This is a genomic window from Streptomyces sp. WP-1 (genome assembly GCF_030450125.1).
Lineage (GTDB): Bacteria > Actinomycetota > Actinomycetes > Streptomycetales > Streptomycetaceae > Streptomyces > Streptomyces incarnatus.
In genome coordinates this window covers 1,045,068-1,071,871 of sequence record NZ_CP123923.1, presented here as the reverse complement: position 1 = coordinate 1,071,871, position 26,804 = coordinate 1,045,068, and the positions used below count along the sequence as shown (strand labels likewise).

General features: G+C 72.9%; 23 protein-coding genes. 13 read left to right on the top strand and 10 right to left on the bottom strand.

Going from position 1 to position 26,804, the window contains the following annotated elements:
* Positions 1-34: 34 nt before the first annotated feature.
* Positions 35-982, bottom strand: coding sequence for a LysR family transcriptional regulator (locus QHG49_RS04420; protein ID WP_301487287.1), 948 nt, complete (start codon positions 980-982; stop codon positions 35-37).
* A 121-nt stretch (positions 983-1,103) separates the two neighbouring features.
* On the opposite strand from QHG49_RS04420, the gene QHG49_RS04415 reads away from it, so the two are divergent.
* A complete protein-coding gene (locus tag QHG49_RS04415; protein WP_301487286.1) occupies positions 1,104-2,354 on the top strand; it encodes an MFS transporter in 1,251 nt (416 codons plus the stop codon).
* On the opposite strand, the gene QHG49_RS04410 is transcribed toward QHG49_RS04415, so the two are convergent.
* Positions 2,290-2,760: a universal stress protein gene (locus QHG49_RS04410; RefSeq protein WP_145484179.1), complete on the bottom strand. Its 471-nt coding sequence runs from the start codon at positions 2,758-2,760 to the stop codon at positions 2,290-2,292. The two genes, QHG49_RS04415 and QHG49_RS04410, sit on opposite strands and share 65 nt — an antisense overlap.
* A gap of 103 nt (positions 2,761-2,863) precedes the next feature.
* On the opposite strand from QHG49_RS04410, the gene lysX reads away from it, so the two are divergent.
* Positions 2,864-6,133 carry a bifunctional lysylphosphatidylglycerol synthetase/lysine--tRNA ligase LysX gene (gene lysX, locus QHG49_RS04405; RefSeq protein ID WP_301487285.1) on the top strand — a complete coding sequence of 1,090 codons (3,270 nt, stop codon included), beginning with the start codon at positions 2,864-2,866 and terminating at the stop codon, positions 6,131-6,133.
* A gap of 215 nt (positions 6,134-6,348) precedes the next feature.
* Positions 6,349-7,194 carry a polysaccharide deacetylase family protein gene (locus QHG49_RS04400; protein WP_159706960.1) on the top strand — a complete coding sequence of 282 codons (846 nt, stop codon included), beginning with the start codon at positions 6,349-6,351 and terminating at the stop codon, positions 7,192-7,194.
* Positions 7,195-7,227: 33 nt separating this feature from the next.
* Here the strand turns inward: QHG49_RS04400 and QHG49_RS04395 are convergent, their stop codons facing one another.
* Entirely contained in the window at positions 7,228-7,920 is a 693-nt protein-coding gene (locus QHG49_RS04395; protein ID WP_370530562.1) for a class F sortase, read from the bottom strand.
* Positions 7,921-8,253: 333 nt separating this feature from the next.
* On the opposite strand from QHG49_RS04395, the gene QHG49_RS04390 reads away from it, so the two are divergent.
* The gene (locus QHG49_RS04390; RefSeq protein WP_301487283.1) at positions 8,254-9,228 is read left to right on the top strand and encodes a hypothetical protein; all 975 of its coding nucleotides are present in this window, start codon (positions 8,254-8,256) and stop codon (positions 9,226-9,228) included.
* A 141-nt stretch (positions 9,229-9,369) separates the two neighbouring features.
* Here the strand turns inward: QHG49_RS04390 and QHG49_RS04385 are convergent, their stop codons facing one another.
* Together QHG49_RS04385 and QHG49_RS04380 are read right to left on the bottom strand one after the other, a co-directional pair.
* Entirely contained in the window at positions 9,370-10,134 is a 765-nt protein-coding gene (locus QHG49_RS04385; protein WP_301487282.1) for a DUF4239 domain-containing protein, read from the bottom strand.
* Positions 10,135-10,166: 32 nt separating this feature from the next.
* Positions 10,167-10,940 (bottom strand): hypothetical protein, encoded by a 774-nt coding sequence (locus QHG49_RS04380; RefSeq protein WP_301487281.1) that lies wholly within the window; start codon positions 10,938-10,940, stop codon positions 10,167-10,169.
* A gap of 415 nt (positions 10,941-11,355) precedes the next feature.
* Here QHG49_RS04380 and QHG49_RS04375 point away from each other — a divergent pair, with 415 nt between their 5' ends.
* Both QHG49_RS04375 and QHG49_RS04370 read left to right on the top strand, forming a co-directional pair.
* On the top strand, positions 11,356-12,168 hold the full coding sequence (locus QHG49_RS04375; RefSeq protein WP_145484189.1) for an SAM-dependent methyltransferase: 813 nt from the start codon (positions 11,356-11,358) through the stop codon (positions 12,166-12,168).
* On the top strand, positions 12,165-14,306 hold the full coding sequence (locus QHG49_RS04370; protein WP_145484191.1) for a bifunctional diguanylate cyclase/phosphodiesterase: 2,142 nt from the start codon (positions 12,165-12,167) through the stop codon (positions 14,304-14,306). The genes QHG49_RS04375 and QHG49_RS04370 overlap by 4 nt, the downstream gene beginning before the upstream one ends.
* Positions 14,307-14,452: 146 nt before the next feature.
* Here the strand turns inward: QHG49_RS04370 and QHG49_RS04365 are convergent, their stop codons facing one another.
* A complete protein-coding gene (locus QHG49_RS04365) occupies positions 14,453-15,337 on the bottom strand; it encodes a LysR family transcriptional regulator (RefSeq protein WP_159706965.1) in 885 nt (294 codons plus the stop codon).
* Between the two features lie 120 nt (positions 15,338-15,457).
* Here QHG49_RS04365 and QHG49_RS04360 point away from each other — a divergent pair, with 120 nt between their 5' ends.
* The 5 genes from QHG49_RS04360 to QHG49_RS04340 all read left to right on the top strand — a co-directional run bounded on the left by QHG49_RS04360 (position 15,458) and on the right by QHG49_RS04340 (position 20,764).
* A complete protein-coding gene (locus QHG49_RS04360) occupies positions 15,458-16,129 on the top strand; it encodes a succinate dehydrogenase (protein ID WP_301492694.1) in 672 nt (223 codons plus the stop codon).
* Position 16,130: 1 nt separating this feature from the next.
* Positions 16,131-18,080, top strand: a complete 1,950-nt coding sequence (locus QHG49_RS04355) for a fumarate reductase/succinate dehydrogenase flavoprotein subunit (RefSeq protein ID WP_301487280.1) — start codon at positions 16,131-16,133, stop codon at positions 18,078-18,080.
* Entirely contained in the window at positions 18,077-18,826 is a 750-nt protein-coding gene (locus QHG49_RS04350; protein ID WP_145484197.1) for a succinate dehydrogenase/fumarate reductase iron-sulfur subunit, read from the top strand. Before QHG49_RS04355 ends, QHG49_RS04350 begins: the two co-directional genes overlap by 4 nt.
* Positions 18,827-19,115: 289 nt before the next feature.
* Positions 19,116-19,886, top strand: coding sequence for a GNAT family N-acetyltransferase (locus QHG49_RS04345; protein WP_145484199.1), 771 nt, complete (start codon positions 19,116-19,118; stop codon positions 19,884-19,886).
* Positions 19,886-20,764 carry a 1-acyl-sn-glycerol-3-phosphate acyltransferase gene (locus tag QHG49_RS04340; protein ID WP_301487279.1) on the top strand — a complete coding sequence of 293 codons (879 nt, stop codon included), beginning with the start codon at positions 19,886-19,888 and terminating at the stop codon, positions 20,762-20,764. The genes QHG49_RS04345 and QHG49_RS04340 overlap by 1 nt, the downstream gene beginning before the upstream one ends.
* Positions 20,765-20,891: 127 nt before the next feature.
* Here QHG49_RS04340 and QHG49_RS04335 read toward each other — a convergent pair whose 3' ends face one another.
* From QHG49_RS04335 to QHG49_RS04325, 3 genes are all read right to left on the bottom strand, one after another.
* Complete coding sequence (locus QHG49_RS04335) at positions 20,892-23,225, bottom strand: excinuclease ABC subunit UvrA (RefSeq protein WP_301487278.1); 2,334 nt, start codon at positions 23,223-23,225, stop codon at positions 20,892-20,894.
* Positions 23,226-23,254: 29 nt separating this feature from the next.
* Positions 23,255-23,449, bottom strand: coding sequence for an antitoxin (locus QHG49_RS04330; protein ID WP_111584986.1), 195 nt, complete (start codon positions 23,447-23,449; stop codon positions 23,255-23,257).
* 86 nt (positions 23,450-23,535) lie between these two features.
* The gene (locus QHG49_RS04325) at positions 23,536-24,543 is read right to left on the bottom strand and encodes an MsnO8 family LLM class oxidoreductase (RefSeq protein ID WP_301487277.1); all 1,008 of its coding nucleotides are present in this window, start codon (positions 24,541-24,543) and stop codon (positions 23,536-23,538) included.
* A 56-nt stretch (positions 24,544-24,599) separates the two neighbouring features.
* Between QHG49_RS04325 and QHG49_RS04320 the strand changes: the two genes are divergently transcribed.
* Positions 24,600-25,091 (top strand): hypothetical protein, encoded by a 492-nt coding sequence (locus tag QHG49_RS04320; RefSeq protein WP_301487276.1) that lies wholly within the window; start codon positions 24,600-24,602, stop codon positions 25,089-25,091.
* Between the two features lie 10 nt (positions 25,092-25,101).
* Here the strand turns inward: QHG49_RS04320 and QHG49_RS04315 are convergent, their stop codons facing one another.
* A complete protein-coding gene (locus tag QHG49_RS04315) occupies positions 25,102-25,317 on the bottom strand; it encodes a dodecin (protein WP_145484210.1) in 216 nt (71 codons plus the stop codon).
* Between the two features lie 227 nt (positions 25,318-25,544).
* Here QHG49_RS04315 and QHG49_RS04310 point away from each other — a divergent pair, with 227 nt between their 5' ends.
* Complete coding sequence (locus QHG49_RS04310) at positions 25,545-26,801, top strand: extracellular solute-binding protein (protein WP_301487275.1); 1,257 nt, start codon at positions 25,545-25,547, stop codon at positions 26,799-26,801.
* Positions 26,802-26,804: the final 3 nt, after the last annotated feature.

The window sequence follows — 26,804 nt, the reverse complement described above, 5'->3', positions numbered from 1 at the left end:
CGACGGCAAACGGCTGACGGCGGATCATGATGGCTCAGGGGTGCCGCGCAGGGAAGGCGCCACGCACGGCCCAGGCCGGGGTCCACGCACGCGAGGGCGGTCGGGTGAGGGGCCGCTCGGCGAGATGGGCGCGCAGCGCGGCGAGCCCCGGATGCGCGTTGGCCGCGTCCCACACCAGGGAGTGCGGATAGACCGGCGTCGGGTCGGTGAGCGGGATGCGCCGCAGATCGTGCCCCTGGGGCCACACCAGCCGGATGCCCTCGGCGACCAGGGTGGCGAGCGTCGCGGAGTCCGCGACCGTGTCGAGCAGCGCCTCCGAGCCGAAGTCGGGACCCACCGAGTCGATGGTCAGCCCGAACTCGGCGGCCAGCGCCGCGTAGTAGGCGGCCCACTCGGTGCCCGCCACCAGGCCCGGCATCCAGATCCGGTGCCCGGCCAGCTGCGCCGGGGTCACCGAGCGGGCCCCGGCGAGCGGATGCCGCGGGCCGGTCAGCAGCTGCACCGGCTCGTCGTGGACCCGGGCCGCCCGCAGCCCCGCGGGCAGCCGGATGCCGACCGCGCGGAACGTCGCGTCGATGGTGCCCGCGCGCACGGCGGCGACGGCCGTGTCCGCGTCGAACAGGGTCACCACGTCCAGGGCCGTCTCCGGATGCGCCCGGTGGAAGTCGCGCAGCAGCCCCGCCGGGCCGAGCCGGGCCCCGACCACATCGACGCGCAGCGCCCGCCGACCCGGCCGCACCGAGGCCGCGGCGCGCTCCTCGGCCAGCAGCAGCTCGCGGGCGTGCGGCAGGAACGCCTGCCCGTCGATGGTCGGCCGCGCCCCGCGCGCGGCCCGCGTGAACAGCCGTACCCCCAGCTCCTTCTCCAGCGCCGCGATCCGCTTGGAGACGGCCTGCTGGGTGATGCCGAGGACGGCCGACGCCTCCTGGAACTGCCCGGTGTCCGCCACGGCGACGAAGGTGCGTACGGCCTTGAGATCCACGCCGTCATCGTAGCCGCCACCTTCCGCCGCACAACCGCTGGTTGTGGCAGGCATCGTCCCGGTTGTTTGCCACCCACCCCACCTGGTGGTTTTCATGTCCCGGGTCAACGGGAGGTTGTGGATGAGGCTGGGCCGGCGGTTCGGGTGGCTGTGGGCCGCGTACACGGTCAGTACGTTCGGCACCTGGCTCGCGTTCGACGCGCTGGCGCTGATCGCGGTCATCGTGCTGCACGCGGGCGCCGCCCAGGTCTCGCTGCTCGCCTCGGTCGGCGTGGCCGTCGGCGCGGTGGCCGCCGTACCGCTCGGGCCCTGGATCGAGTTCCGGCGCAAGCGGCCGGTGATGATCACCGCGGACCTCGTGCGCGGGGCCGCGCTGCTCACCCTGCCCGCCGCCTACGCGCTCGGCGCGCTCGGCTTCGGGCAGCTCCTCGTGGTCTCCGTGGTCGTCGCCGCCGCCGACATCGCCTTCACCGCCGCCTCCGGCGCCCACCTCAAGGCGCTCGTGCCGCCCGACGGCCTGCTGACCGCCGCGAGCAGGTTCGAGTCCACGACCTGGTCCGCCAGCGTGCTCGGCCCCCCGGCCGGCGGCGCCCTCGTCGGCCTGCTCGGGCCGGTGACCACGGTGGCCGCGGACGCCGTCAGCTATCTGCTCTCGGCGTTCGGCATCCGCGCCATCGGCCGCGAGGAGACCGTCCCCGAGCGCACCACCGCACCCCGGGCCGGAGAACTGCTCGACGGCTGGCGGCACCTGCTCACCAGCCGCGCCCTGCGCCCGCTCTTCTTCAACGTCCTGCTGAACAACGCGCTGATCATGGCCGGCTCGCCGGTGCTCGCGGTCCTCATGCTCGGTCGTCTCGGCTTCACGCCCTGGCAGTACGGCCTCGCCTTCGCCGTGCCCTGCCTCGGCGGACTGCTCGGCTCCCGGCTGGCCCGCCCGCTCGCCACCCGGTACGGCAGGCGCCGGGTGCTGCGCGCCTCGGGCGTCCTGCGCGCCTGCTGGCCGGTCGGCCTCGCCCTCGTCCGGCCCGGCGTGAGCGGACTGCTGGTGGTGATGGTCGTCGAGGCCGGACTGATCACCTGCTGCGGCATCTTCAACCCGCTCGTCGTCACCGAGCGCCTGGAGCTGACCCCGAACGACCGGGTGGCCCGCGTCCTGGCCGCCTGGTCGGTCACCGGCAAGGCGGTCACCGCCGCCCTCACCGCGCTGTGGGGGCTGATCGCCGCCCTCGTCGGCGCGCGCACCGCGCTCGGCCTCGCCGGGGCGCTGCTGCTCGCCACGCCGCTGCTGCTGTGGCCGCGCCCGGCCGCTACGGAACGACCGTCACCGGCCACCGTCCCGCCTTCACCAGCCGCACCGCCACCGACCCGATGATCCGGTGCCCGGCCTGCTCCGAGGCGCCCACCACCACCGCGTCCGCCTTCAGCTCCTCGGCGGCCGTCACCAGTCCGGCGTAGGGGTCGCCGCGGAAGGTGTGGAACTCCCAGCGCACCTCGAATATCCCGCGGACCCGCTCGGCCGCCTCCCGGATCTGCGTCACCAGGTCCTCGGCGATCTCGTCGGTCGTCTCCATCACCGGCGCCCCGAGCGCCGCCCCGGCGGCCAGCACCGGCCGCACGTACACCACCGCGAGCAGCGCGTGCTGCCGCCGGGCCAGACCGCTCGCGTACGCGGCGGCGCGCATCGAGGACTCGGAGCCGTCCACGCCGACGAGGATCACCTTCGGCCCGTCCGTGCCCCGTTCGAACTGCTGCGCATGCTCTTCGTGCTGCTCCGTCACGTCCCGAGGCTATCGGAACCGCTGTTTCCTGTGGACCGCCAGGGCGCACGGAGATCACGCCTCGACGCGCGCATTCCCCGCCCCCCTCCCTAGAGTCGGAACCATGACCGCCACCGCGGAGCCCGCCGCGCGCAGGGACGGCGCGGGGAAGGAACCCCCGGCCGGCGGTGGGCGGCTTGGCCGGGTGCCCGAGGCGTTCGGGGGGCTGTTCGCCGCCCTGGGGCTGCTGTGCGCCGCGATCGCGCTGGTGGAGCCCCTGCGCCGGGTGCTGCGCCCGCTCGTCCGGACCATCGATCTGCTGCTGGTCCCCATCAGCGCCAACCTCGCCTACGCGGTCTTCCTGTTCCTGCTGGCCGGGGCCACCGCCGCCCGCAAGAAGGTCGCCTGGTGGCTGGTCGTCGTCTATCTGGGCCTGCTCGTCCTCAGCGACGCGCTCGGCCTCGCCCTCGGCCTGTACACCCAGTCGCTGCCCTCCCTGATCCTGTGCGGCCTGCTGCTGTCCCTGCTGCTCGTGGCCCGCCGGGAGTTCTACGCCGCCTCCCGCCGCGGCGCGGTGTGGCGCGCCCTCGCCGTGCTGCTCGGCGGGCTCGCCGTCGCGATCCTGCTCGGCTGGGGCCTGGTCCTGCTCGTCCCCGGCACCCTTCCGGCCGACGAGCACCTGGCCTGGGCCGCCGACCGGGTCTGCGGCGGCCTCGTCTCCGCCAGCTCCTTCACCGGGCACCCGCCCCGCGAGATCACCTTCGTGCTCGGCCTGCTCGGCGCCCTCGCCCTGCTCAACGCCGCCGCCGCGCTGTTCCGTTCCCAGCGCCTGGAGGCCGCCCTGCACGGCGACGAGGAGGCCCGCATCCGCGCCCTGCTGCGGGCGTACGGTGAGCGCGACTCCCTCGGCTACTTCGCCACCCGCCGCGACAAGGCCGTCGTCTTCTCACCCAGCGGCAAGGCCGCCGTCACCTACCGCGTCGAGGCCGGGGTGTGCCTGGCCGGCGGCGACCCCGTCGGCGATCCGGAGGCCTGGCCGCACGCCATCGCCGCCTGGCTGGACCTGGCCCGCCGCTACGCCTGGGTGCCCGCCGTCATGGGCGCCTCCGAGGACGGCGCCCGCGCCTACGCCCGCGCCGGACTCGGCGCCCTCCAGCTCGGCGACGAGGCGATCCTGCACGTCGCCGGGTTCGATCTGGACGGCCGGGACATGCGCGTCACCCGGCAGGCCGTGCACCGGGTCCGCCGCAGTGGCGCCAGCTGCCGCATCCGCCGCCACGCCTCGCTCGGCGAACGGGAGATGGAGGAGATCGTCGAGCGGGCCGACGCCTGGCGGGACACCGAGACCGAGCGCGGCTTCTCCATGGCCCTGGACCGGCTCGGCGACCCCGCCGACGGCGACTGCCTGCTCGTCGAGGCCTGCGGCGAGGACCGCAGGCTCCTCGCGCTGCTCTCCTTCGTGCCCTGGGGCAGCGACGGCGTCTCCCTGGACCTGATGCGCCGCGACCGCGCCGCGCCCAACGGCGTGATGGAGTTCATGGTCGCCGAACTGTGCGCCGCCGCGCCGAAGCTGGGCATCCGCAGGATCTCCCTGAACTTCGCCGTGTTCCGCTCGGTCTTCGAGGAGGGCGCCCGCATCGGCGCCGGTCCCGTCCTGCGCCTGTGGCGCCGGCTGCTGCTGTTCCTCTCCCGCTGGTGGCAGCTGGAGGCCCTGTACCGCTCCAACGCCAAGTACCACCCCGAGTGGTACCCGCGCTTCATCTGCTACGGCGAGACCGCCTCCCTCGCCCGCATCGGCCTGGCCTCCGGCATCGCCGAGGGCTTCGTCCGCGTACCGTCCCTGCGCACCCTGTGGGGCAAGGGGCACCGCGCGACCGGCCGCCCGCCCGCGCCCCCGGCCCCACCGCTCGCGGCCGCGCCCGCCCCCGGCACCGGCGCCGCGCCCGCCGCCCCCGGCGCGGCACTGCCCGACCAGGTCCGCGTCCGCCGCCGCAAGCTCGACCGGCTGCGCGCCGAGCACACCGACCCCTACCCCGTCGGCGTCCGCCCCCCGACCCACGCCCTCGCCGACGTCCCGCCCGGCGAGCAGGTCACCGTCGCCGGGCGGATCATGCTGGTCCGCGACCACGGCGGCATCGTCTTCGCCGTGCTGCGGGACTGGTCCGGCGACCACCAGATCGCCCTCACCCGCGACCGCTGCGGCGCCGCCCTCGCCCGCTTCACCGCCGACGCCGACATCGGCGACCACATCACCGTCACCGGTCGAAGCGGCCTCAGCGACCGGGGCGAGCCCACCGTCTTCGCCACCGGCTGGCAGCTCACCGGCAAGTGCCTGCGCCCGCTGCCCGACAAACGCCGCGGCCTGACCGACCCCGAGGCCCGGGTCCGGCTGCGCCACCTCGACCTGGTCACCCGGCCCGCCGCCCGCGCCGTGCTGCGCGCCCGCTCCGCCGCCGTGGGAGCCCTGCGCCAGGGCCTGTCGCAGCGCGGCTACGTCGAGGTCGAGACCCCGGTGCTCCAGCAGATCCACGGCGGCGCCAACGCCCGCCCCTTCACCACCCACAGCAACGCCTACGACCTCGACCTGTATCTGCGCATCGCCCCCGAGCTGTACCTCAAACGGCTGTGCGTCGGCGGCCTGGAGAAGGTCTTCGAACTCGGCCGCACCTTCCGCAACGAGGGCGTGTCACCCAAGCACAACCCCGAGTTCACCATGCTGGAGGCGTACCAGGCGTACGCCGACTACGACGTGATGCTCGACCTCGCCCGCGAACTGATCCAGGGCGCCGCCACCGCCGCCCACGGCGCCCCGGTGGTCCGCAGAGGCACCGAGGAGTACGACATCTCCGGGCGCTGGCCGGTGAAGACGGTGTACGGCGCCCTGTCCGAGGCCCTCGGCGAGGAGATCGGCCCCGGCACCGAGCTGCTGCGCCTGCACCGGCTGTGCGACCGCGCCTCGGTGCCGTACACGGCGGACGACCAACCCGCCGACGTCGTCCTGGAGATGTACGAGCGGCTGGTCGAGGGACGCACCCGACTGCCCACCTTCTACAAGGACTTCCCGACCGCCGTCTCCCCGCTGACCCGGCAGCACCGCACCGACCCCCGGCTCGCCGAACGCTGGGACCTCGTCGCCTTCGGTATGGAACTCGGCACCGCCTACTCCGAGTTGACCGACCCCGTCGAGCAGCGCCGCAGACTCACCGAGCAGTCGCTGCGCGCGGCCGGCGGGGACCCGGAGGCCATGGAACTGGACGAGGACTTCCTCCAGGCCCTGGACTACGCGATGCCCCCGACCGGCGGCCTCGGCCTCGGCGTCGACCGGCTCGTCATGTTCCTCACCGGCCTCTCCATCCGGGAGACCCTGCCGTTCCCCCTGGTGCGCCACCGCTGAACCCCGGACCGGCCGGGTCGGCGCGGCGAAACGGGCGGTGCCAACTCGGCTCGGCCCCCTGTCCGTTGTCCCCACGACGTCCGTGCCGACCGAAGGGCCGCCAGAGCCCCCCGGGCGGCGCCCCGGGGTTCCCCCGCTGGTCCGACCGGGTGGAATACCGCCCGCTCGCCGTGCCGTTGCGGTGCGGCGACCCCTCGGGGGGCGACTGATGGGTCATGCAGAAGGATCAGTTGTTCACACGCCGTCGCATGCTCCTCGCCGGTGCCGCCGCCCTGGGCGCGGCCGGCACCGCGGGACTCATCGTGGCGGGCGACGAGGAGGGCGCCCGGACCGCCGCCCTCGCCCCCGTGCCCGCCCCCGGTCCCCAGGCCCGCCAGGCGCCCCTGAAGTCCTCCGCCTTCCGGCTCCAGCCGCTCACCGGAGGCGCCCCGCCGCACAGCGCGCCGCCCAAGCTGAAGGTGCGCACGGAACCCATTTTCCGGATCTCCGAACACGGCCGGCAGATGATGCTGACCTTCGACGACGGCCCCAACCCCGATTACACCCCGCACATCCTGGACACCCTCGCCAAGCACGACGTACGCGCGATGTTCTTCCTGTGCGGCGAGTGCGTCGAGGTCAACCCGCACCTGGTGGCGCGGATGGCGGAGGACGGCCATGTCGTCGGCAACCACACCTGGACGCATCCCCTGCTGACCACTCTCGACCGCTCGGAGATCAAGTCCGAGATGGAACGCACCAGTCACATCATCGAGAAGTACTACGGCGAGCTCCCGCAATGGTTCCGCGCCCCCTACGGAGCCTGGAACAAGGCCACCTTCCAGATCGGCGCCGAGATGGGCATGGAGCCGATGGCCTGGACGATCGACACCACCGACTGGGACACGCCCGGCACCGACGTCATCATCGACCGGGTGGAGAGCGGCGCCGCGCCGGGCGTGGTGGTCCTCTCGCACGATGCCGGGGGCGACCGTTCGCAGACCGTGGAGGCCATCCAGGAGTGGCTGCCCTATCTGCTCGACAGCGGATACCACCTCACGGTGCCGAACCGGCGCGTCTGACCCCCGCCCCGCCGTCCGCCGGGCCGCGGTGGTTCAGGTGACCGCGGCCAGGCGGGCGAAGACGACGACATTGCCGTCGTAGCCGTTCTGCTTGGAGAAACCGCCGCCGCAGGTGATGACGCGCAGCTCCGGGGTGCCCTTGGAGCCGTACACCCGGTCACCGGGGAAGCCGGCCTTGGAGAAGACCTCGACCCCGTAGATCTCGAACACCGCGGTCCTGCCGTCCTTGCGCAGCACCTCGACGCGGTCGCCCTTCTTCAGGGCCCCGAGGCCGTAGAACACGGCGGGGCCCTGCTGGTTGTCGACATGGCCGACGATGACCGAGGTGCCCTTCTCGCCCGGGGAGACCGCTCCGGTGAACCAGCCCGCGAGGTCCGGGTCCTCGGGCGGCGGCGCGCTCACCGCGCCGGTCGGGTCCAGGCCAACGGGCGTGACCGGCGCGTCCACATGGATCGCCGGGATGCGCACCCGGTCCGCCGCGGAGAACGTCAGCGGTACGGGCCCGGTGGGCAGCGGGCTTTGCGGGGCGCGGGTGTCCGGGGCCGCCGCCGAGGCGGGCTGCGGCGGGCCGACGTCGAACTCGCCCGAGCCGTTGCGGATGAGGGCCAGACCGGAGAGCAGCAGCAGCGCCATGACGCCCCACGGGGCGCGCCGCCGGCGCCGTTCGGTGTCGTCCTCGTCCTCCTCGGGGAGCCGGGCCGGCTGGTACAGCCGGGGCGCGGACACGCGCCGTCCCGTCTCGAACCGTCGGTCGTCCCCTGCGTTGCGCATGGGAAAAAGCTAAGTCCCGCGCGGACACCCGGCGACGGGCCGAGTGGCGAACGGGTGGCCCGTCACCCTTGTGGTGCGCCATCCGAGTTGCCGTTCCCAGGAATTTTCTGACGGTCCGTGACCTGCGGCTATATCCGATTGTCAGGTTGTCGTGCGGTGTGTCGGATCACCAGGACGGACCATTCTCGACATGCGGGCGTGTTCCGCGCGCCCGAGGGTTTTGCTGGGAGGTGCTTTCTCGCCGATCGACCGGGGACGGGCCCCGGGGTGCCTTCCGCGGAGGATCACATGCGAAACCAACGCGCCCTGGCGGCCGCGTGCACCGCGGTGGCCGTGCTCGGGCTCGCCGCCCCCGTGGCCGTCGCGGACGGCATGGGCAACGGGGGCGGCACCACGGGAGGCACGGGCACCGGCTCGGGGACCATCGTCGGTCCCGGAACCGGTGTCGGCAACTTCGGGAACGGCACCATCGGAATCGGTGGCGGGGGCGGGAACTTCGGTAGCGGTGGCGGAGGTGGCGGAGGCGGCAACTTCGGCGGCGGGGGCAACGGTGGCGGAGGCGGCGGTGGCGGCGGGGGCGGCAATTTCGGCAATGGCAACGGAAACGGGAACGGAGGCGGCAACTTCGGCAACGGGAACGGCAATTTCGGGAACGGGAACGGAAACGGAAACAGGAACGGGAATTTCGACGGGAACGGCGGCTTCAACGGGAACGGCCGTTTCGAGGGCCACTTCAACGGCACCATCAGCGGCAACGGCCGTATCAGCAGCAACGGCCGGGGCGACGACTTCGGCCGGGGCGACGGTTTCGGTCCCGGCGAGGGCGGCCTCGGCGGTGACTTCGGCCACGGGTCCGGGGGCGACAACGGGCTGCGCGACATCGTCGTCTCGCCGGGCGTGGTCGCGGCCGGGGGCCGGCTGACGGTCACGGTGCAGGGCTGCCGGCGCGGCGGCGAGATGGCCTCCCGCGCCTTCCGCACCGCCCCGCTGACACCGTTGAGGGACGACACCTCGCGCGGGGTCGTCTACGTCAACCGCAACGCCCGCGCGGGCCGGTACGACATCTCCGTGCGCTGCGACGGCCGCACCATCACCCGGCCCCGGGCCTTCACGGTGATCGGCGGGGTCAACGGCGGCCTCGGCGGCAGCAGGACCAGCGGCGCGACGACCGCGGACATGGCCATCGGCGGCGGTCTGGTCGGCGTGGCCCTGATCGGCGGCGGGGCGTACTGGCTGCGCCGCAGGGGCGAGCGGCGGGCCTGAGGGAATCCGTGGGGGAGCACCCCGAAGGGAGATCCCCGCGGGGGAGACCCTGAGGGGCGATCCCCGAGAAACGCCCGGACCGGCGGCCACTGTGCGCGGGCCGCCGGTCCGGGACTCAGGTCGTCGGGCTGTCCGGTCCGTTCAGCTCGTGATGCCCGGGAACAGATTGAGGAACGGTTCGGCGGTCACCGCGATCCCCCGGCTGTAGGGGGCGTCCAGGTCCCAGATCAGGAACAGCATGAAGGCGATGGTCGCGGAGAACAGCCCGGCCAGGATCAACTCCCTCCTGGTGCGCCGGATCTGGAGCGCGAACACCATGCCGACGGTGACCACCGCCCCGGTGAGCAGCCCCCACCACACCACCGAGGGCATGGTGGCGCCCGTCGAATCGCCCCGCGCGTTGCGGGCCTGGTCCGCGGCGGCCATCTGATCCAGCAGCGGCTGGTACGCCTGTGCCTCGAAGTCGTTCTTCGGCTGGTAGTCGGTGACGTCCTGACGGACCTTCTGGAGCAGCGCGGTGCCATGGTCGGTGATGCGCTCCTGGTGGGCCATCGTGGGCCACTCGGAGTGCACGACGTAGCTGACATAGGAGTTGACATCGGCCCGGATGAGGTCCCGGGTCGCCGGCGGGTACACCCGCACCCGCTCCGAGATCTCGTGCAGCGCCTGTGCCTCGGACTGCACGTAGTTCTGGGCGGAGTCGCGCGCCTCCCACACGCCCGCGATGGCCAGACCCAGGACGATCGCGTACACAACGCCGATCCACATCGTCATGTACTCGATGACGTCCGGGGTCTCATTGGGGTCCTCGTCCTCGGGTGCCCGCCGGTGCCGTACGAAGGTCACGAGGACCACCACGACACAGGCGCTCAGCATCCCGAGGACGAGAACAAGCCAATCCGACAACGGAAACCTCCAGAGATGAGCTGCCCGACGGGTCAGCGCGGGCGCAGGGCCACGACGGCGACGATCGCGGGTACGGCGATGAGCAGGACGTAGGTGACGGGTGCGGTGTGGCCCGGGGCGGGCCGGCCGGCCGGATGCGGGTGGTACGCCGGGAAGCTCACCGGCGCCACCGAGGGCCGCGGCGCGGGCCTGGGCTTCGGGGCGGCCGGTACGGGCTTCGGGGCGGGCGGGGGAGCGGGGGTGGGCGTCGGCCGGGGCGCCCGGACGGGCGGCGCGGGCTTCGGCGTGGGCCGCGGCCTGGGCGTCGGCTTCGGCTCGGGCGGCGGGATCGGGGTCGGGGTAGGAGTCGGGGTGGGTGTGGGAGTCGGGGTCGGGGTCGGGGTCGGCGTGGGCGGGCACGTCGGCGGGGGCGGCGGCGGTGGGCAGTGCCGGTGCGGCGGCCGGTGGTGGTGCGGGGGAGCCGGCCAGTGGTGTCGGCCGCCCGAGAAGGTCACCGAGGCGCCCCCGGCGGAGACCGAGGCACCGCCCGCCGAGACCGAAGTCCCCCCGGCGGCGGCCGGACCGTCGCCCGCGAAGGCCGAGGCACCGCCCGCGAAGGCCGAGGCACCGCCCGCGAAGGCCGGGGAGCCGCCCCCCGAGACCGCGACCGGGACATCGCCGGCCGAGGCCACCGCCACCGTGCCGTCCGGCCCCGTGGAGGCGTAGGCGCAGGCGTCGGCCGACGCATGGCCGGCCGGGCAGCCCGCCAGCGCGCAGGCCAGCGCCAGCAGCGCCAACGCCCTTGGGGCGGGCGCGCGTCGGGTCACGTGGAGTCCATGCACCCGAAGATCATGGGGCGTGCGGGGGCGGCCGTAACCCGGACTGCGGCGGTATTGATCCGAAGGAGGGATAAAGCCGATCAGTGGTTTGACGATCGGATGAGTCCGACATGGCCGAAAAGGCACCTCAGTTCGACCTCCGCCGCCTCGCGACGACGGCTCCGGGCCGTCAAACGAGGGGCCCCGCGAGGTGTCACCCGTACCGATGGTCTGCGGCGGACCGGGGTCGACGCGGTCCCGGGCCCCGGAAGGTCACCGAGCGGGGTCGGCCGGGCACTTCCCGCAGGCAGTGACCGGGAACGGATGGTCAATTTCCGGTTCGGGTCGCTCCTTTGGCGGGCGATCAGTAGCCTCAGCTCGAACACCGGATCGCCTACGTCCACGTCCCCGCCTTGGAGAGATAATGGAGCGTCCCGCCTGGGCCCCACGCAGCATCGACATCTCGGTGCCGAGCGTCTCGCGCATGTACGACTACTACCTGGGCGGTTCACACAACTTCGAGGTCGACCGGGAGGCCGCCCGCAAGGCCATGGACTTCATGCCGGGGCTGCCCAAGACGATGCAGGCCAACCGGGCTTTCCTGCGCCGGGCCGTGCGCTTCGCCGGCCGGGAGGGCATCACCCAGTTCCTCGACATCGGCTCCGGCATCCCGACGTACGGCAACGTCCACGAGATAGCCCAGAGCGCCGTCCCCGGCGCGCGTGTCGTCTACGTCGACCACGACCCGGTCGCCGTCGCGCACAGCGAGGCCGTGCTCGCGGGCAACGACACCGCGGGCGTGGCCGCGGCGGACCTGCGCAAGCCGCGGGAGATCCTCGACAGCCCCGAAGTGCGGCGGCTGATCGACCTGAACCAGCCAGTCGCCCTCCTCCTCGTTGCCATACTGCACTTCGTGGAAGACGCGGACGACCCCTACAGTGCGGTGGCCGAGCTGCGCGACGCGCTCGCGCCCGGCAGCATGCTGATCCTCACCCATGCCTCGTACGAGGGAATCCCCGTGTCCGCGGAGCGGGCCGAGGGCGCGGTGGACGTATACAAGGACATTCGCAACCCGCTGATCATGCGCTCGCGCGACGAGGTCGCGCGGTTCTTCGAGGGGTACGACATGGTGGAACCCGGACTGGTGCCGATGCCGCTCTGGCGCCCGGAATCCGCGCCGCAGGACGAGGATCCGTTCGCCTTCGCCGGATACGCCGGCGTGGGGCGTACGGCGTGAGCGCGGAACCGGACGGACCGGAGGACAGACTGCGCCGGCTGACGACGATCTGGAGCCGGGCGCTGTACCCGGTGGCCTCGACGTCGCTCACCCGCGCCGAGTTCGAGGAACAACTCCTGCCGCTCGCGCGCCGGTTGAGCGAGCTGCTGCGAGCCCGCAGCTTCGACGCGGACGCCGCGAAGGCGGTCGGCGCCGCCCTGGTCGAGGCGCACTGCACCGACCCCGAGACGCTCTCGCGCACCCTGGACTGCGTGGACGCCTACCTGGTGCTCTACTGCGGCGGGGGCGGCCCGCAGGACGAACTGCGCATGCGTTCCTCGCGGTTGCAGCACGCCATGGCCGCGGGCTACGCGCACGCGCTGCGCCGGCGCACCCTCACCGAGCAAGAGGCCATCGCCCAGGCCGCGTTGCGGGCCCAGGGCGTGGTGGCGCAGGCGCTGCACGCGAGCGAGGCCCGCTTCCGCGCGGTCTTCGAGGGCGCCGCCATAGGGATCGGCATCGCCGATCTCGACGGCCACATCCTCCAGGTCAACGAGGCGCTGCTGCGCATGTTCGGCCAGCCCCGGCAGTCGCTGCGCGGCCGCCGGGTGCAGGACTGGACCCACCCCGACGACGCCCCGCAGACCTGGCGCCTCTACGACGAACTGGTCCGCGGCGACCGCGAGCACTACCACCTGGAGAAGGCCTTCAACCGGCCCGACGGCACGGTGCTCTGGACCAATCTGACGGTCTCTCTGCTGCGCGACGCCGACGGCCGGCCGCAGTACCAGCTCGCGCTCATGGAGGACACCACCGAGCGCCGGCTGCTCAACCTGCGGCTGCGGTACGAGGCGACGCACGACGCGCTCACCGGACTGCCCAACCGCACGCTGTTCTTCGAGCGGCTGGAGAAGGTCCTCGCCGCCGGGGACGGCCAGCGCTTCGGGCTGTGCTATCTCGACCTGGACGGCTTCAAGACGATCAACGACAGCCTCGGCCACGCGGCGGGCGACCGGCTCCTGGTGGAGGTCGCCGACCGCCTCCAGTCCTGTGCGACCGCGCCCGGCGAGATGGTCGCCCGGCTCGGCGGCGACGAGTTCGTGGCGCTGACCACCGGACCCGGCACCGACCGCACCGTGGACGAGCTGGCCGAGCGGATCATGAACGCGCTGGTCACCCCGATCAGCATCGACGGCCGGGACCTGCTGGTGCGCGGCAGCCTCGGCATCGTGGAGGGCCCGGCGGGCGAGCGTACGGCCGCCGAGGTGCTGCGCAGCGCGGACATCACCATGTACCGGGCCAAGTCGGCGGGCGGCAACCGCTCCGAGCTGGCCGACCCGGAGGCGGACGCCCGCGCCATCACCCGGCACGGCCTGACCACGGCCCTGCCCACCGCCCTGGAGCGCGGCGAGTTCTTCATCGAGTACCAGCCGCTGGTGCACCTCGGCGACGGCAGCGTGCGCGGCGCGGAGGCGCTGGTGCGCTGGCTGCACCCGCAGCACGGAGTGCTCGGCCCCGACCGCTTCATCCCGCTCGCCGAGCACACCGGACTGATCGTCCCGCTCGGCCGCTGGGTGTTGGAGGAGTCGATCCGGCAGGCCCGTGCCTGGCGGGAGCGGCACGGCGGCCAGGACGCCGGGCCGCTGCGGATCAACGTCAACCTGTCCCCGTGCCAGCTCAGCCACCCCGGCCTGGTCCAGGACACGGTGGACATCCTGGAACGCGCGGGCGTCACCCCCGACGCCCTGTGCCTGGAGGTCACCGAGTCCGCGCTCATCGGCGCCGACGACGATCTGCTCAAACCCCTGCGCAGACTCGCCGAGATGGGCGTGGACATCGCCCTGGACGACTTCGGCACCGGCTACTCGAACCTGGCCAACCTGCGCCGCCTCCCGGTGAGCGTCCTCAAACTGGACCGCTCCTTCACCCAGGGCATGCAGCAGTTCCCGGCCGACCCCGTCGACCTGAAGATCGTCGAGGGCATCGTCACCCTCGCCCACAGCCTCGACCTCGCCGTCACCGTCGAGGGCGTGGAAACCGGCGCCCAGGCCGAACAACTCCGCGTCCTGGGCTGCGACACGGCCCAGGGCTGGTACTACGCGCGCCCGGGTCCACCGGAGCGGCTGCACGATCTGGCACTGGCGGACGCGAAGGGATGATCGCGGGGGTGTGGGGGCGCAGCCCCCCACCAGGGGCGCGGGGCTGTATCGATATGCGGCTCCGCCGCGTGGGCGCGGCAAGCCACAGCGCACCCGCACTCCGCGACGGCGCTACCGGGGCGGACGCACCCCGCGCAAATGATCCGTCACCGCTCCAGCAACATCCGCTGAAGCTCCCGCGCGGCCCTCGGCGGATCCACATCACTGCGGTGCGCCAACGCGATCACCCGATCCAGTCCCGGCCGAGCGAGCGGAGTGACCCGCAGCCCCAGCCCCGCCCGGGTCGCGACCATCCGGGGTACGACCGCCACCCCCAGCCCCGCCCGCACGAACCCCAGCACCGCGTCCATCTCACCCCCCTCCACAGCGAACTCCGGCTCGAACCCGGCGGAGCGACACGCCGCGACGGTCAGCTCCCGCAGGTCGTACCCGTGCCGGAACATCACCAGGCGCTCACGCTCCAGGTCGGCGATGCGCACGACCCGCCCGCCCCGGCCGGGCGCCGGCGCCTCCGGGGAGGAGACGACGACCAGGTCCTCGCGCAGCACCTCCCGCGTGGTCAGCGCGGGCGACGGCGTCGGCAGCGGCAGCACGATCAGCGCGAGGTCCAGCGCGCCCCGGGCCAGCTCCCGCACCAGGTCGTGGGAGCCGCCCTCCTCGATCATGAGCCGGATGCCCGGATAGCGGTCGTGGAAGGCGCGCAGCACATCCGGCAGCAGGCCCGTGCACAGGCTCGGCGTGGCACCGAGCCGCACCCGGCCGCGCCGTAGCTGCACCAGCTCCTGCACCTCCAGCCGGGCGGTGTCCGCGTCGGCGAGGATCCGCCGGGCCAGCGGCAGCAGCGCCTCGCCCGCGTCGGTGAGCGTGATGTTGCCCCGCGCGCGCCGGAACAGATCCGCGCCCAGCTCCCGCTCCAGCGCCTTGATCTGCTGCGACAGCGACGGCTGGGCCACATGCACCAGCTCGGCGGCACGGGTGAAGTGCCGGGTCTCGGCGACGGCCACGAAATACTGGAGCTGCTGAAGCTGCATACAGCAACGATAGCCCCAGTCTATGGAAACGAGCCGTACCATGTCTTGGACCGATCGGGACCTTCGGCCCTAGCGTGCTGTTCCATGGCTCTGGCAACGCGGACGGACCGACGGCCGTCCATGGCGCGCACGATGTGGGACTCCTCCGTCGGCAAGAAGACGGTGATGGCCGTCAGCGGTCTGGTCATGCTGCTCTACCTGGTGGTGCACATGATCGGAAACCTGAAGATCTACTTCGGGGCGGACGAGTTCAACCACTACGCCCACTGGCTGCGCACCGTCGGCGAACCCTTCATGCACTACGAGTGGACGCTCTGGATCATCCGGGCCGTCCTCGTCGTCGCCGTGGTCGCCCACGCCACGTCCGCGTACCAGCTCAGCCGCCGCGACATCAGGGCACGGCCCAGCAAGTACGTCCACACGAGGCCCCGGGCGAGCTACGCCACGCGCACCATGCGCTGGGGCGGGATCATCCTCGGCCTGTTCATCGTCTGGCACATCCTGGACCTGACCACCGGCACCGTGCACTCCGGCGGCTTCCAGCCCGGCCACCCCTACCAGAACGTCGTGGACACCTTCTCCACCTGGTACGGCGACGTGATCTACATCGTCGCGATGCTCGCGCTCGGCCTGCACATCCGGCACGGCTTCTGGAGCGCCGCGCAGACCCTCGGCGTCGGCAGCCGCGCCCGCGACCGCGCCCTGAAGACCGCCGCGAACGTTCTCGCGCTGCTGCTCACGGCCGGCTTCATCGCCGTGCCCGTGGGCGTCATGACCGGAGTGGTGAGCTGACATGACCGACTACGTGAACTACCCGACCGGCGAACCCGTCGCCGACACCAAGGCCCCCGCGGGACCGGTCCACGAGCGCTGGGACACCCGCCGCTTCGAGGCCAAGCTGGTCAACCCGGCCAACCGGCGCAAGCACACGGTGATCGTGGTCGGCACCGGCCTCGCCGGCGGCTCCGCGGGCGCCACCCTGGCCGAACAGGGCTACCACGTCGTCCAGTTCTGCTACCAGGACTCCCCGCGACGCGCCCACTCCATCGCCGCCCAGGGCGGTATCAACGCGGCGAAGAACTACCGCAACGACGGCGACTCGGTGCACCGGCTGTTCTACGACACCGTCAAGGGCGGCGACTTCAGGGCCCGCGAGTCCAACGTCGCCCGCCTGGCGCAGATCTCGGTCGAGATCATCGACCAGTGCGTGGCCCAGGGCGTGCCCTTCGCCCGTGAGTACGGCGGCCTGCTCGACACCCGCTCCTTCGGCGGCGTCCAGGTCTCCCGCACCTTCTACGCCCGCGGCCAGACGGGCCAGCAACTGCTTCTCGGCGCCTACCAGGCGCTGTCGCGGCAGATCGCCGCCGGGAACGTGGAGATGCATCCGCGCACCGAGATGCTGGACCTGATCGTCGTGGCCGGGCGGGCGCGCGGCATCGTGGCCCGGGACCTGATCACGGGCCGTATCGACACCTACTTCGCGGACGCGGTCGTCCTCGCCTCCGGCGGCTACGGCAACGTCTTCTACCTGTCGACCAACGCCATGAACTCCAACGCGACCGCGATCTGGCGGGCGCACCGGCGCGGCGCCTACTTCGCCAACCCCTGCTTCACCCAGATCCATCCGACGTGCATCCCGCGCACCGGCGACCACCAGTCCAAGCTCACCCTGATGAGCGAGTCGCTGCGCAACGACGGCCGGATCTGGGTGCCCCGGGCCAAGGGCGACGACCGCCCGCCGAACCGGATCCCCGAGGACGAGCGCGACTACTACCTGGAGCGCGTCTACCCCTCCTTCGGCAACCTGGTCCCGCGCGACATCGCCTCCCGCGCCGCGAAGAACGTCTGCGACGAGGGCCGGGGGGTCGGCCCCGGCGGCCAGGGCGTCTACCTGGACTTCGCCGACGCGATCCGGCGCATGGGCCGGGGGGCGGTGGAGGCCAAGTACGGCAACCTCTTCGACATGTACCAGCGGATCACCGACGAGGATCCGTACGAGGTGCCGATGCGGATCTACCCGGCCGTGCACTACACGATGGGCGGACTGTGGGTCGACTACGACCTCCAGACCACCGTCCCCGGCCTGTTCGCCATCGGCGAGGCCAACTTCTCCGACCACGGCGCGAACCGCCTCGGCGCCTCCGCCCTGATGCAGGGCCTGGCCGACGGCTACTTCGTGCTCCCGGCCACCATCAACGACTACCTGGCCCGCCACCCCCACCAGGACCCGGTCACCCCCGAACACCCCGTCGTGCAGGAGGTGTTGGCGGAGACCGAGGACCGGCTGAACCTGCTGCTCGCGGTCGACGGCGACCGCACCCCGGACTCCTTCCACCGCGAACTCGGCGAGATCATGTGGGAGTTCTGTGGCATGGCCCGCACCGACGAGGGACTGCGCAAGGCCCTGGACCGCATCCCGAAGATCCGCGAGGAGTTCTGGCGGCGCATCAAGGTCCCCGGCACCGGCGCGGAGTTCAACCAGTCGCTGGAGAAGGCCAACCGCGTCGTCGACTACCTCGAACTCGCCGAACTCATGTGCCTCGACGCACTGCACCGCGCCGAGTCCTGCGGCGGCCACTTCCGCGAGGAGTCCCAGACCCCGGACGGCGAGGCCGCCCGCCGGGACGAGGAGTTCGCCTACGCCGCCGCCTGGGAGTTCACCGGTACGGGCTCCGCTCCTGTCCTGCACAAGGAAGACCTGGTCTTCGAGTACGTCCACCCCACCCAGCGGAGCTACGCATGAGGCTCACCCTGCGCGTCTGGCGGCAGAAGAACGCCGACGCCGACGGCACGATGTCCACCTACGAGGTGGACGGCATCTCGTCCGACATGTCCTTCCTGGAGATGCTGGACCTCCTCAACGAGCGGCTCATCCTCTCCGGCGAGGACCCGGTCGCCTTCGACCACGACTGCCGCGAGGGCATCTGCGGCGCCTGCTCCCTGGTGATCAACGGCGACGCGCACGGACCCGAGCGGACCACCACCTGCCAGCTGCACATGCGGTCCTTCGAGGACGGCGACACGATCGACATCGAGCCCTGGCGGGCCGCCGCGTTTCCGGTGATCAAGGACCTCGTGGTCGACCGGTCCGCGTTCGACCGGATCATCCAGGCCGGCGGCTACGTCACCGCGCCCACCGGATCCGCGCCCGAGGCGCACTCCACGCCGGTGCCGAAGGCCGACGCCGACTTCGCCTTCGAGCACGCCGAGTGCATCGGCTGCGGGGCCTGTGTGGCGGCGTGCCCCAACGGCGCGGCGATGCTGTTCACCTCGGCCAAGATCAACCATCTGAACGTGCTGCCGCAGGGCGCGCCCGAGCGGGAGACCCGGGTCCTCGACATGGTGGCGCAGATGGACGACGAGGGCTTCGGCGGCTGCACCCTGACGGGGGAGTGCGCCACCGCCTGCCCCAAGGGCATCCCGCTGATGTCCATCACCGGCATGAACCGGGAGTGGCTGCGGGCCACCCGGAAGGCGGGCAAGCGGTAGATCCGTACCGGACGCGGCGTCCGCGTCACAGACCGTTCGCCGACAAAGGCGGGCGGGCGGGGCCGGGGGATGGTGCTCACCCGGCCCCGTCTGGTCTTTCCCGGGCCCAGGAGCTGCGCCCTCGCCCCGGAGCGCGCCCTCCGCCCCCGGCCGTTCAGCATCCCCACATCCGCTCTCCCGGCACCCGTCACGCGCCGGCCAACCGGCGTCGGAAGAACAGGAGCGGCGGGCCGTTGACCACCGGCCCGCCGCCGCTGCCGCCGACCCGGCCCCGTGACAGGAGAGAGCCATGACCGGCGTTTCCACCCTCGACCGTCCCCCGGGGCCCTTGGCGCCCGCCCGCTACACCGTCGCGCTCGCCCGCGACGAGGACGACGTACGGGCCGCGCAGCGGCTGCGGTACGACGTCTTCGCCGGGGAGATGGGCGCTTCGCTCGCCACCCCCCGGCCGGGCCACGACATCGACGCCTTCGACGCCCACTGCGACCATCTGCTGGTCCGCGACACCGTGACCGGGCAGGTCGTCGGCACCTACCGGCTGCTGCCGCCCGAGCGGGCCGCGGCCGCCGGACGGCTTTACTCCGAGGGCGAGTTCACCATCGGCGCGCTCGACGCGATCCGGCCCGGCCTGGTCGAGGTCGGCCGCTCCTGTGTGCACCCCGAGCACCGCGACGGCGCGGTCATCGGCCTGATCTGGGCCGGCATCGCCCGCTACATGACCGACCGCGGCCACGAGTGGCTGGCCGGCTGCTGCTCGATACCGCTCGCCGACGGCGGCGCCCTCGCCACCGCCACCTGGGAGCGGGTGCGCGACAAGCACCTGGCGCCCGAGGAGTTCCGGGTACGACCGCTCACACCCTGGACGCCGAACGCCGAGGCCCCCGCCGGACGCGCCGACCTGCCCGCCCTGCTGCGCGGCTACCTCCGCCTCGGCGCCTGGGTGTGCGGGGAGCCCGCGCACGACCCGGAGTTCGGGGTCGCCGACCTGTACGTGCTGCTGTCGATGCGCCGGGTCAACCCGCGCTATCTGCGGCACTTCCTCTCCCTCGTACCGGCCTGATGAGTGTCTGGCTGCCCACAGCGCCCTGCACCCCGGACGCCTGTGTGGAACCGGCGCCCGCCGCCGTCGCGGTACCCCGGGCCGTGCTGCGGCTGACCGCCGTCGCCGTCCTGGTGCTGGCCGGGATCGCCCTGTCCCCGCTCGGCCGGCGGATCCCCGCCGAGTGGATCGGGCGCTGGAGCCGGGCCGTCGTACGGGCCATCGGGGTACGGGCGCGCGTCACCGGCGCGGTCGCGCCGGGCGGCGGGCTGCTGCTGGTCGCCAACCATGTGTCCTGGCTGGACGTCCCGCTGCTCACCGCCTTGCGGCCGGCCAGGATGCTCGGCAAGACGGAGATACGGCGCTGGCCGGTGGCGGGCGCGCTGGCGGCGCGCGGCGGGACGCTGTTCATCGAACGGGACCGGCTGCGCGCCCTGCCCGGCACGGTCGCGGTGATCGCCGACGCCCTGCGCACCGGCTCGGCGGTGGCCGCGTTCCCGGAGGGCAGCACCTGGTGCGGGCGCGCGCACGGCCGCTTCCACCGGGCCGTCTTCCAGGCGGCGCTGGACGCGGGCGTGCCCGTGCAGCCGGTCCGCCTGCGGTACTGGCTCCGGGACGGCGGCACGGGCACCGCCGCGGCCTTCGTCGGCGAGGACACCCTGCTCGCCTCCCTGTGGCGGGTGGCGCGCACCCGGGGCCTGGTCGCCGAGGTCGAGGTACGCCCGCTGATCCCCCCGGGCGCCCACCCCGACCGCCGCGCCCTCGCCACCGCGGCCCAGCCGATCGCCCCCGCCCCGGCCTGGACGCACGCGGCCCTGGTCGACGTCCACCGCACGGCCCCCCGCTCCCTCGGCCGGACCCCGGCGGCCGACCAGGCGGGGATGACCCGGCGGGCATGACCGGGCGGGGACGACCCTGAGGGGATGTCCCCGTGGGGGTGACCCTGAGGGGACGACCCGGAGAGCATGATCAGACAGGGTCATGGGTCATGGGTCATGCCCTGGGGAGCGTCCCCCACGGGATCACTTACGGCATCACCCGGGCCAGATACGGCGCCGTCGCGCTGCCCTCCGCCCGGGCCACCCGCTGCGGCGGCCCCGCGGCGACGATCCGGCCGCCCTGGTCGCCGCCGCCCGGGCCGAGGTCGATGACCCAGTCGGCGGTGGCGACCACCGTCATGTCGTGCTCGACCACGACGACCGTGTGCCCGTCGTCGACCAGGCCGTGCAGCCGGTCCATCAGGACCTCGACATCGGCCGGGTGCAGCCCGGTGGTCGGCTCGTCCAGCAGATACAGGGTGTGGCCGCGGCGACCGCGTTGCAGCTCGCTCGCCAGCTTGATCCGCTGGGCCTCGCCGCCGGACAGCTCGGTCGCGGGCTGGCCGAGGCCCAGGTAGCCGAGACCCACGTCGAGCAGTGTGCCGAGGCTGCGGGCGGCGGCCGGGACGTCCGCGAAGAACTCCGCCGCCGCCTCCACCGTGAGGTCCAGCACCTCGGCGATGTTCCGCCCCCGGTACGTCACCTGGAGCGTCTCGGGGTTGTAGCGGGCGCCGCCGCAGTCCGGGCAGGGCGCGTACGTGCTCGGCAGGAACAGCAGCTCGACGCTGACGAACCCCTCGCCCTGGCAGGTCTCGCAGCGGCCCCCGGCGACATTGAAGGAGAACCGTCCGACGCCGTACCCGCGCGTCCGCGCCTCGTCGGTCGCCGCGAACACCTTCCGCACCACGTCGAACAGGCCGGTGTACGTGGCCAGGTTGGAGCGCGGGGTACGGCCGATCGGCTTCTGGTCGACCCGCACCAGCCGCTCGACGCCCTCCAGCTCCTGCGTCAACTCCCCGATCAGCGTGGACTTCCCGGATCCGGAGACGCCGGTGACGGCGGTGAACGCGCCGAGCGGGAACGCGGCCGTCACCTCGCGCAGGTTGTGCCGGGTCACCGGGCCGACCTGCAACCAGCCGCGCGGCCGGCGGACTTCACGTGGCGGTCCCGGTGCCTCGTCGAAGAGGAACGCGGCCGTCGCCGACTCCTCCACCGACGCCAGTTCGGCCGGCGGCCCGCTGTACAGCACCCGCCCGCCGTGCTCGCCCGCGCCGGGGCCCACGTCCACCAGCCAGTCGGCGCCGCGCACCACCTCCAGATGGTGCTCCACCACGAACACCGAGTTCCCCGCCGCCTTGAGCCGGGCCAGCACGGTCAGCAGCGCCTCGGTGTCCGCCGGATGCAGCCCGGCGGACGGTTCGTCCAGCACGTACACCACACCGAACAGCCCCGACCGCAACTGGGTGGCCAGCCGCAGCCGTTGCAGCTCGCCCGCCGAGAGCGTGGGTGTGGAGCGGTCCAGGCTGAGGTAGCCGAGGCCGAGTTCGACCACCGGCGCGATCCGCGACTTCAGGTCCTCGGTGAGGACCCGGGCCGTCTCCGAGTCGCCCTCCAGCAGCTGCGCGAGGCCGGTCAGGGGCAGCGACGCCAGCTCGGCGATGGTCCGGCCGCCGAAGGTCACCGCCATCGACTCGGGCCGCAGCCGGCTGCCCCCGCACCCCGCGCAGGGCGCGCTGGTCAAAAAGCGCTCCGCCTTGGTGCGCAGGGTCGGCGACTTGGTGTCGGCGAACGTCTTGAGCACATACCGGCGGGCGCTCATGTAGGTGCCCTGGTACGGGCGTTGGATACGGTCCGCGTCCCGCACCGGATGCACGGTGACGACGGGCTGCTCGTCCGTGAACAGGATCCAGTGCCGCTGCTCGGCGGGCAGCTCACGCCAGGGGACGTCCACGTCGTAGCCGAGCGCGTCCAGGATGTCCCGCAGGTTCTTGCCCTGCCAGGCACCCGGCCACGCGGCGATCGCGCCCTCGCGCACCGACAGCGAGGGATCCGGCACCAGCAACTCCTCGCTGGTGTCGTGCACCTGCCCCAGACCGTGGCATCGGGGGCAGGCGCCCGCCGCCGTGTTCGGCGAGAACGCGTCGGAATCCAGGCGCTCCGCGCCCGGCGGGTACTCCCCGGCACGCGAGAACAGCATGCGCAGGGAGTTGGAGAGATTGGTGACCGTGCCCACCGAGGAGCGCGAGGTGGGGGCCGCTCGGCGCTGCTGGAGCGAGACCGCGGGCGGCAGCCCGGTGATCTCGCCGACCTTCGGCGCGCCGACCTGGTGGATCAGCCGGCGGGCGTAGGGCGCGACCGACTCGAAGTAGCGGCGCTGGGCCTCGGCATAGATCGTGCCGAACGCCAGGGACGACTTCCCCGAGCCGGACACCCCGGTGAACACGGCCAGTACGTCACGCGGGACGTCCACGTCGACGCACCGGAGATTGTGCTCACGGGCGCCGCGCACGCGGACGTAGGGATCATGGGGGCTGTGGTGCATGGAAGACACACCCTATCCGCCCCCGCCCGCTAGGGCCGCGGAGGGTTGCCCGGGTCCTGCCGGGTGCCGAACTCGTCCCGCGCCTTGTCCTGAGCGGTGTCGACCTGCTTCTGGTACTTGTTGCCGGTGCGCTGGTCGATGTAGTCCCCGCCCTTGTCGATGCCCTTGTCGGCCTGGCTTTCGTGGCCCTTGATCATGCCCTTGAGCTTGTCCATGAAGGACATGGCGGTCCTCCTCCTCGCTGGCGTTCTTGCCCTCTCAGGGTCACCGGCACGGGCCCGCCCCGCATCTCGGGGCGCCGCGCCGGGGGTCAGGGAGCGGGGGCGAAGAGCGCGGCCAGCGCCCGGTAGGAGTCCAGCAGCGCCGTACGGTCGTAGCTGCTGGTCGTGACCAGGACCTCGGCCGCGCCGGTCTCCTTCAGCACCGCCTCCAGCTCGTGCGCGACCTGGTCCGGGGTGCCCGCGAGCTGCCCGGCGAGCTGGGCGTCGTACGCCTCCCGCTCCCGCGCGGTCAGCGACCGGGCCTCGGTCTCCTCGGCCGGGGCGAGCGGCGGGAAGGTGCCGTGCGTGCGGGCGTACGCCATCGACCACGCCTCCGGGACCAGCAGCCGCCGCGCCGCCTCCTCGGTGCCGGCGACCGCGACCGTCCCGGAGATCACCACGTACGGCTCGGCCGACCAGGGGGAGGGGCGGAACCCGGCACGGTAGCGCTCGATGCCGCGCAGCAGCCGCTCCCGGCCCCGCAGGTCCCCGATGACCAGGGGCAGTCCGGCCCGCGCCGCGATCTCGGCGCCCTCGCCGAGGGCCAGCACGAACGGTGGCACCCGCAGACCGTCCGCGGGCCGGGCGCGCACCCCCGTGGGGGACGCCCCGGAGAACCAGTCGAGCAGTTCGCCGAGCTGGGCCCCGAACTCCTCCGCGTCGCCCTTGTCCCGGCCGAGCGCCCGGCGCACCCCGTCCGTGAAGCCCACCGAACGCCCGAGCCCCATGTCGATCCGCCCCGGGAACAGCGACTCCAGCACCCCGAACTGCTCGGCGACGACCAGCGGCCGGTGGTTGGGCAGCATCACCCCGCCGGTGCCCACCCGGACGGTCCGGGTGGCGGCGGCCACGGCGGCGGCCAGCACGGTCGGCGCGGAACCGGCGACACCGGGCACACCGTGGTGCTCGGACACCCAGAACCGGTGGTAGCCGAGCGCCTCCGCCTCCCGCGCCAGCGCCACGGTGTCCCGCAGCGCCTCGGCGGCCGAGTGCCCCTGCCGGATCCGCGAACGGTCGAGGACGGAGAACCTGGTCCGGGCGATCACTGAACTGCTCACGTACGGTTCAACGCTCCGACCGCCCGCGGATTCCCGCACCTCGCTAAGGTCTTGGTGTGAGCGACAACAGTGAGCGGCCGATCGCCGTGTTCGACCTCGACAACACCCTGGCGGACACCGCCCACCGGCAGCACTTCCTGCGGCGGCGGCCCAAGGACTGGGACGGGTTCTTCGGTGCCGCGCCCGCGGATCCGCCGCTCGCCGAGGGCGTCGAGCTGGCCCGGCGCAGCGCCCGGGACTGCGAGGTCGTCTATCTGACCGGCCGTCCGGAGCGGTACCGGCGTGACACCCTGGACTGGCTCGCCGCGCACGAACTGCCCGCGGGGGACCTGCACATGCGCGGTGACGCGGACCGCAGGCCCGCCCGGTTCACCAAGCTCGCGACCCTGCGCCGGCTCGCCCAGGGCCGCGAGGTGCGCTTCCTCGCGGACGACGACGCGGTGGTGTGCGACGACGCCGAGCGCGCCGGATTCACCGTGGTGCGGGCCCGCTGGGCCGAGGACTCCGCCGCGCTGCACGAGGCGCAGGAGAAGGAGGGCCGTACCTGAGGCGGGACGGTCAGTCGCCGTCCTCGATGCGGAAGCCCACCTTCAGGCCCACCTGGTAGTGCTCGATGCGGCCGTCCTCGATCTGGCCGCGGACCTGCGTCACCTCGAACCAGTCCAGGTTGCGCAGCGTCCGGCCGGCGCGCGTGATGCCGTTGCGGATGGCCTGGTCGAGGCCCTCGTGCGAGGTGCCGACGATCTCGGTGACCCGGTAGGTGTGGTTCGTCATCGGGGGCTCCTTGGGCCGGGGGACACGCCGTACTCCACGGTGCCGTATCCCGGCCCGCTCCGCACGGCGTAGCGGCCGTGACCTCGCGTAGTCGCCGATACCCCTTGACCTCGGCATTGGTCCATACCAAAATCCAGCCACACCCGTACGAGCCTGTGCGCTCGTCCCCCCACGCCGGGTCTTCACCCCTGTGCGCATGCGCCATGCCAGACAGAACAGGACCCCTCGTGAGACGTCGTCTGCTCGCCCTCGGCTGTGTCACCGGCTGCCTCGTCAGCGGCTGCGGGATGCTCCCCGGCACCCATCAGCGCGAGACCGTCACCGTGTGGCTGATGAAGGACAGCGCCTCGGCGGACTTCCTCGACCGCTTCACCAAGGACTTCGAACGCACCCACCCGGACCTGCGCCTGGACATCCGCGTCCAGGACTGGACCGGCATCGTGGCGAAGGTCCGCAAGGCGCTCGCGGACACCTCCGGCGACGCGCCCGACGTGGTCGAGGTCGGCAACACCCAGGTGCCGCTGTACGCCGACGGCGGCCGGCTCGCCGACCTGACCCTGGAGTCGATGCGCGACTGGGGCAAGGACAAGTGGCTGCCCGGTCTCGCCGAACCCGGCAAGGACGGCAGCTCGCAGTACGGCATCCCCTGGTACGCCGCCAACCGCGTCGTCATCTACCGCAAGGACCTGTTCGCGCAGGCCGGTATCGCCCGTCCGCCGCGCACCCGCGCCGAATGGCTCGCCGACACCGAGAAGCTCGACTCCGGCCCGGACCAGGGGATCTACCTCGCCGGACAGGACTGGTACACGCTCTCCGGCTTCATCTGGGACGAGGGCGGCGACCTCGCCCGCAAGGTCGGCGACTACCAGTGGAAGGGCGCCCTGGACACCCCCGCCGCGCTGCGCGGCATGGACTTCTACCGGCGGCTCCAGTCGCTGGGCGACGGGCCCAAGGGTGCCGACGAGGAACACCCGCCCCAGGCCGGGGTGTTCGCCGGCGGCAAGGTGGCGCAGATCGTCGCCGTACCGGGGCTCGCCCAGGCGATCGTGAAGCAGAACCCGGAACTCAAGGGAAAACTCGGCTACTTCCCGGTCCCCGGACCGAACGCCTCCCGGCCCGGTGCCGTGTTCACCGGCGGTTCCGACCTCGTCGTCCCGCAGAACACCAAGGACCAGTTCGCGGCGACCGCCGTCGTCGGGGCGCTCACCGGCGCCAAGTGGGACACCGAACTGGCCCGCACCATGAACTACGTGCCCAACAAGACCACGCTGGCCGCCGCCGTCTCCGGCGAGGAGGGGGTCGCCGCCATGGCCGCGGGCGCGGCGCACGGCAGGGCGACCCCCAACACCCCTCAGTGGGCGGACGTCGAGGCCGACAACCCGATCAAGCAGTACATGACCAGGGTGCTGGACGGGGCCGACCCGGCGACGGAGGCCCGCCGGGCGTCACGGAAGATCACCGAGGAGCTCACCCCGAACCTCTGATGC

Bases quoted from the DNA above. Each gene is read 5' to 3' on its own strand.
- QHG49_RS04375 (WP_145484189.1), top strand. From the start codon at position 11,356: ATGGAGCGTCCCGCCTGGGCCCCACGCAGCATCGACATCTCGGTGCCG.
- QHG49_RS04330 (WP_111584986.1), bottom strand. From the start codon at position 23,449: ATGTCCTTCATGGACAAGCTCAAGGGCATGATCAAGGGCCACGAAAGC.
- QHG49_RS04365 (WP_159706965.1), bottom strand. From the start codon at position 15,337: ATGCAGCTTCAGCAGCTCCAGTATTTCGTGGCCGTCGCCGAGACCCGG.
- QHG49_RS04415 (WP_301487286.1), top strand. From the start codon at position 1,104: ATGAGGCTGGGCCGGCGGTTCGGGTGGCTGTGGGCCGCGTACACGGTC.
- QHG49_RS04340 (WP_301487279.1), top strand. From the start codon at position 19,886: ATGAGTGTCTGGCTGCCCACAGCGCCCTGCACCCCGGACGCCTGTGTG.
- QHG49_RS04345 (WP_145484199.1), top strand. From the start codon at position 19,116: ATGACCGGCGTTTCCACCCTCGACCGTCCCCCGGGGCCCTTGGCGCCC.
- QHG49_RS04400 (WP_159706960.1), top strand. From the start codon at position 6,349: ATGCAGAAGGATCAGTTGTTCACACGCCGTCGCATGCTCCTCGCCGGT.
- lysX (WP_301487285.1), top strand. From the start codon at position 2,864: ATGACCGCCACCGCGGAGCCCGCCGCGCGCAGGGACGGCGCGGGGAAG.
- QHG49_RS04350 (WP_145484197.1), top strand. From the start codon at position 18,077: ATGAGGCTCACCCTGCGCGTCTGGCGGCAGAAGAACGCCGACGCCGAC.
- QHG49_RS04390 (WP_301487283.1), top strand. From the start codon at position 8,254: ATGCGAAACCAACGCGCCCTGGCGGCCGCGTGCACCGCGGTGGCCGTG.
- QHG49_RS04360 (WP_301492694.1), top strand. From the start codon at position 15,458: ATGGCGCGCACGATGTGGGACTCCTCCGTCGGCAAGAAGACGGTGATG.
- QHG49_RS04355 (WP_301487280.1), top strand. From the start codon at position 16,131: ATGACCGACTACGTGAACTACCCGACCGGCGAACCCGTCGCCGACACC.
- QHG49_RS04335 (WP_301487278.1), bottom strand. From the start codon at position 23,225: ATGCACCACAGCCCCCATGATCCCTACGTCCGCGTGCGCGGCGCCCGT.
- QHG49_RS04315 (WP_145484210.1), bottom strand. From the start codon at position 25,317: ATGACGAACCACACCTACCGGGTCACCGAGATCGTCGGCACCTCGCAC.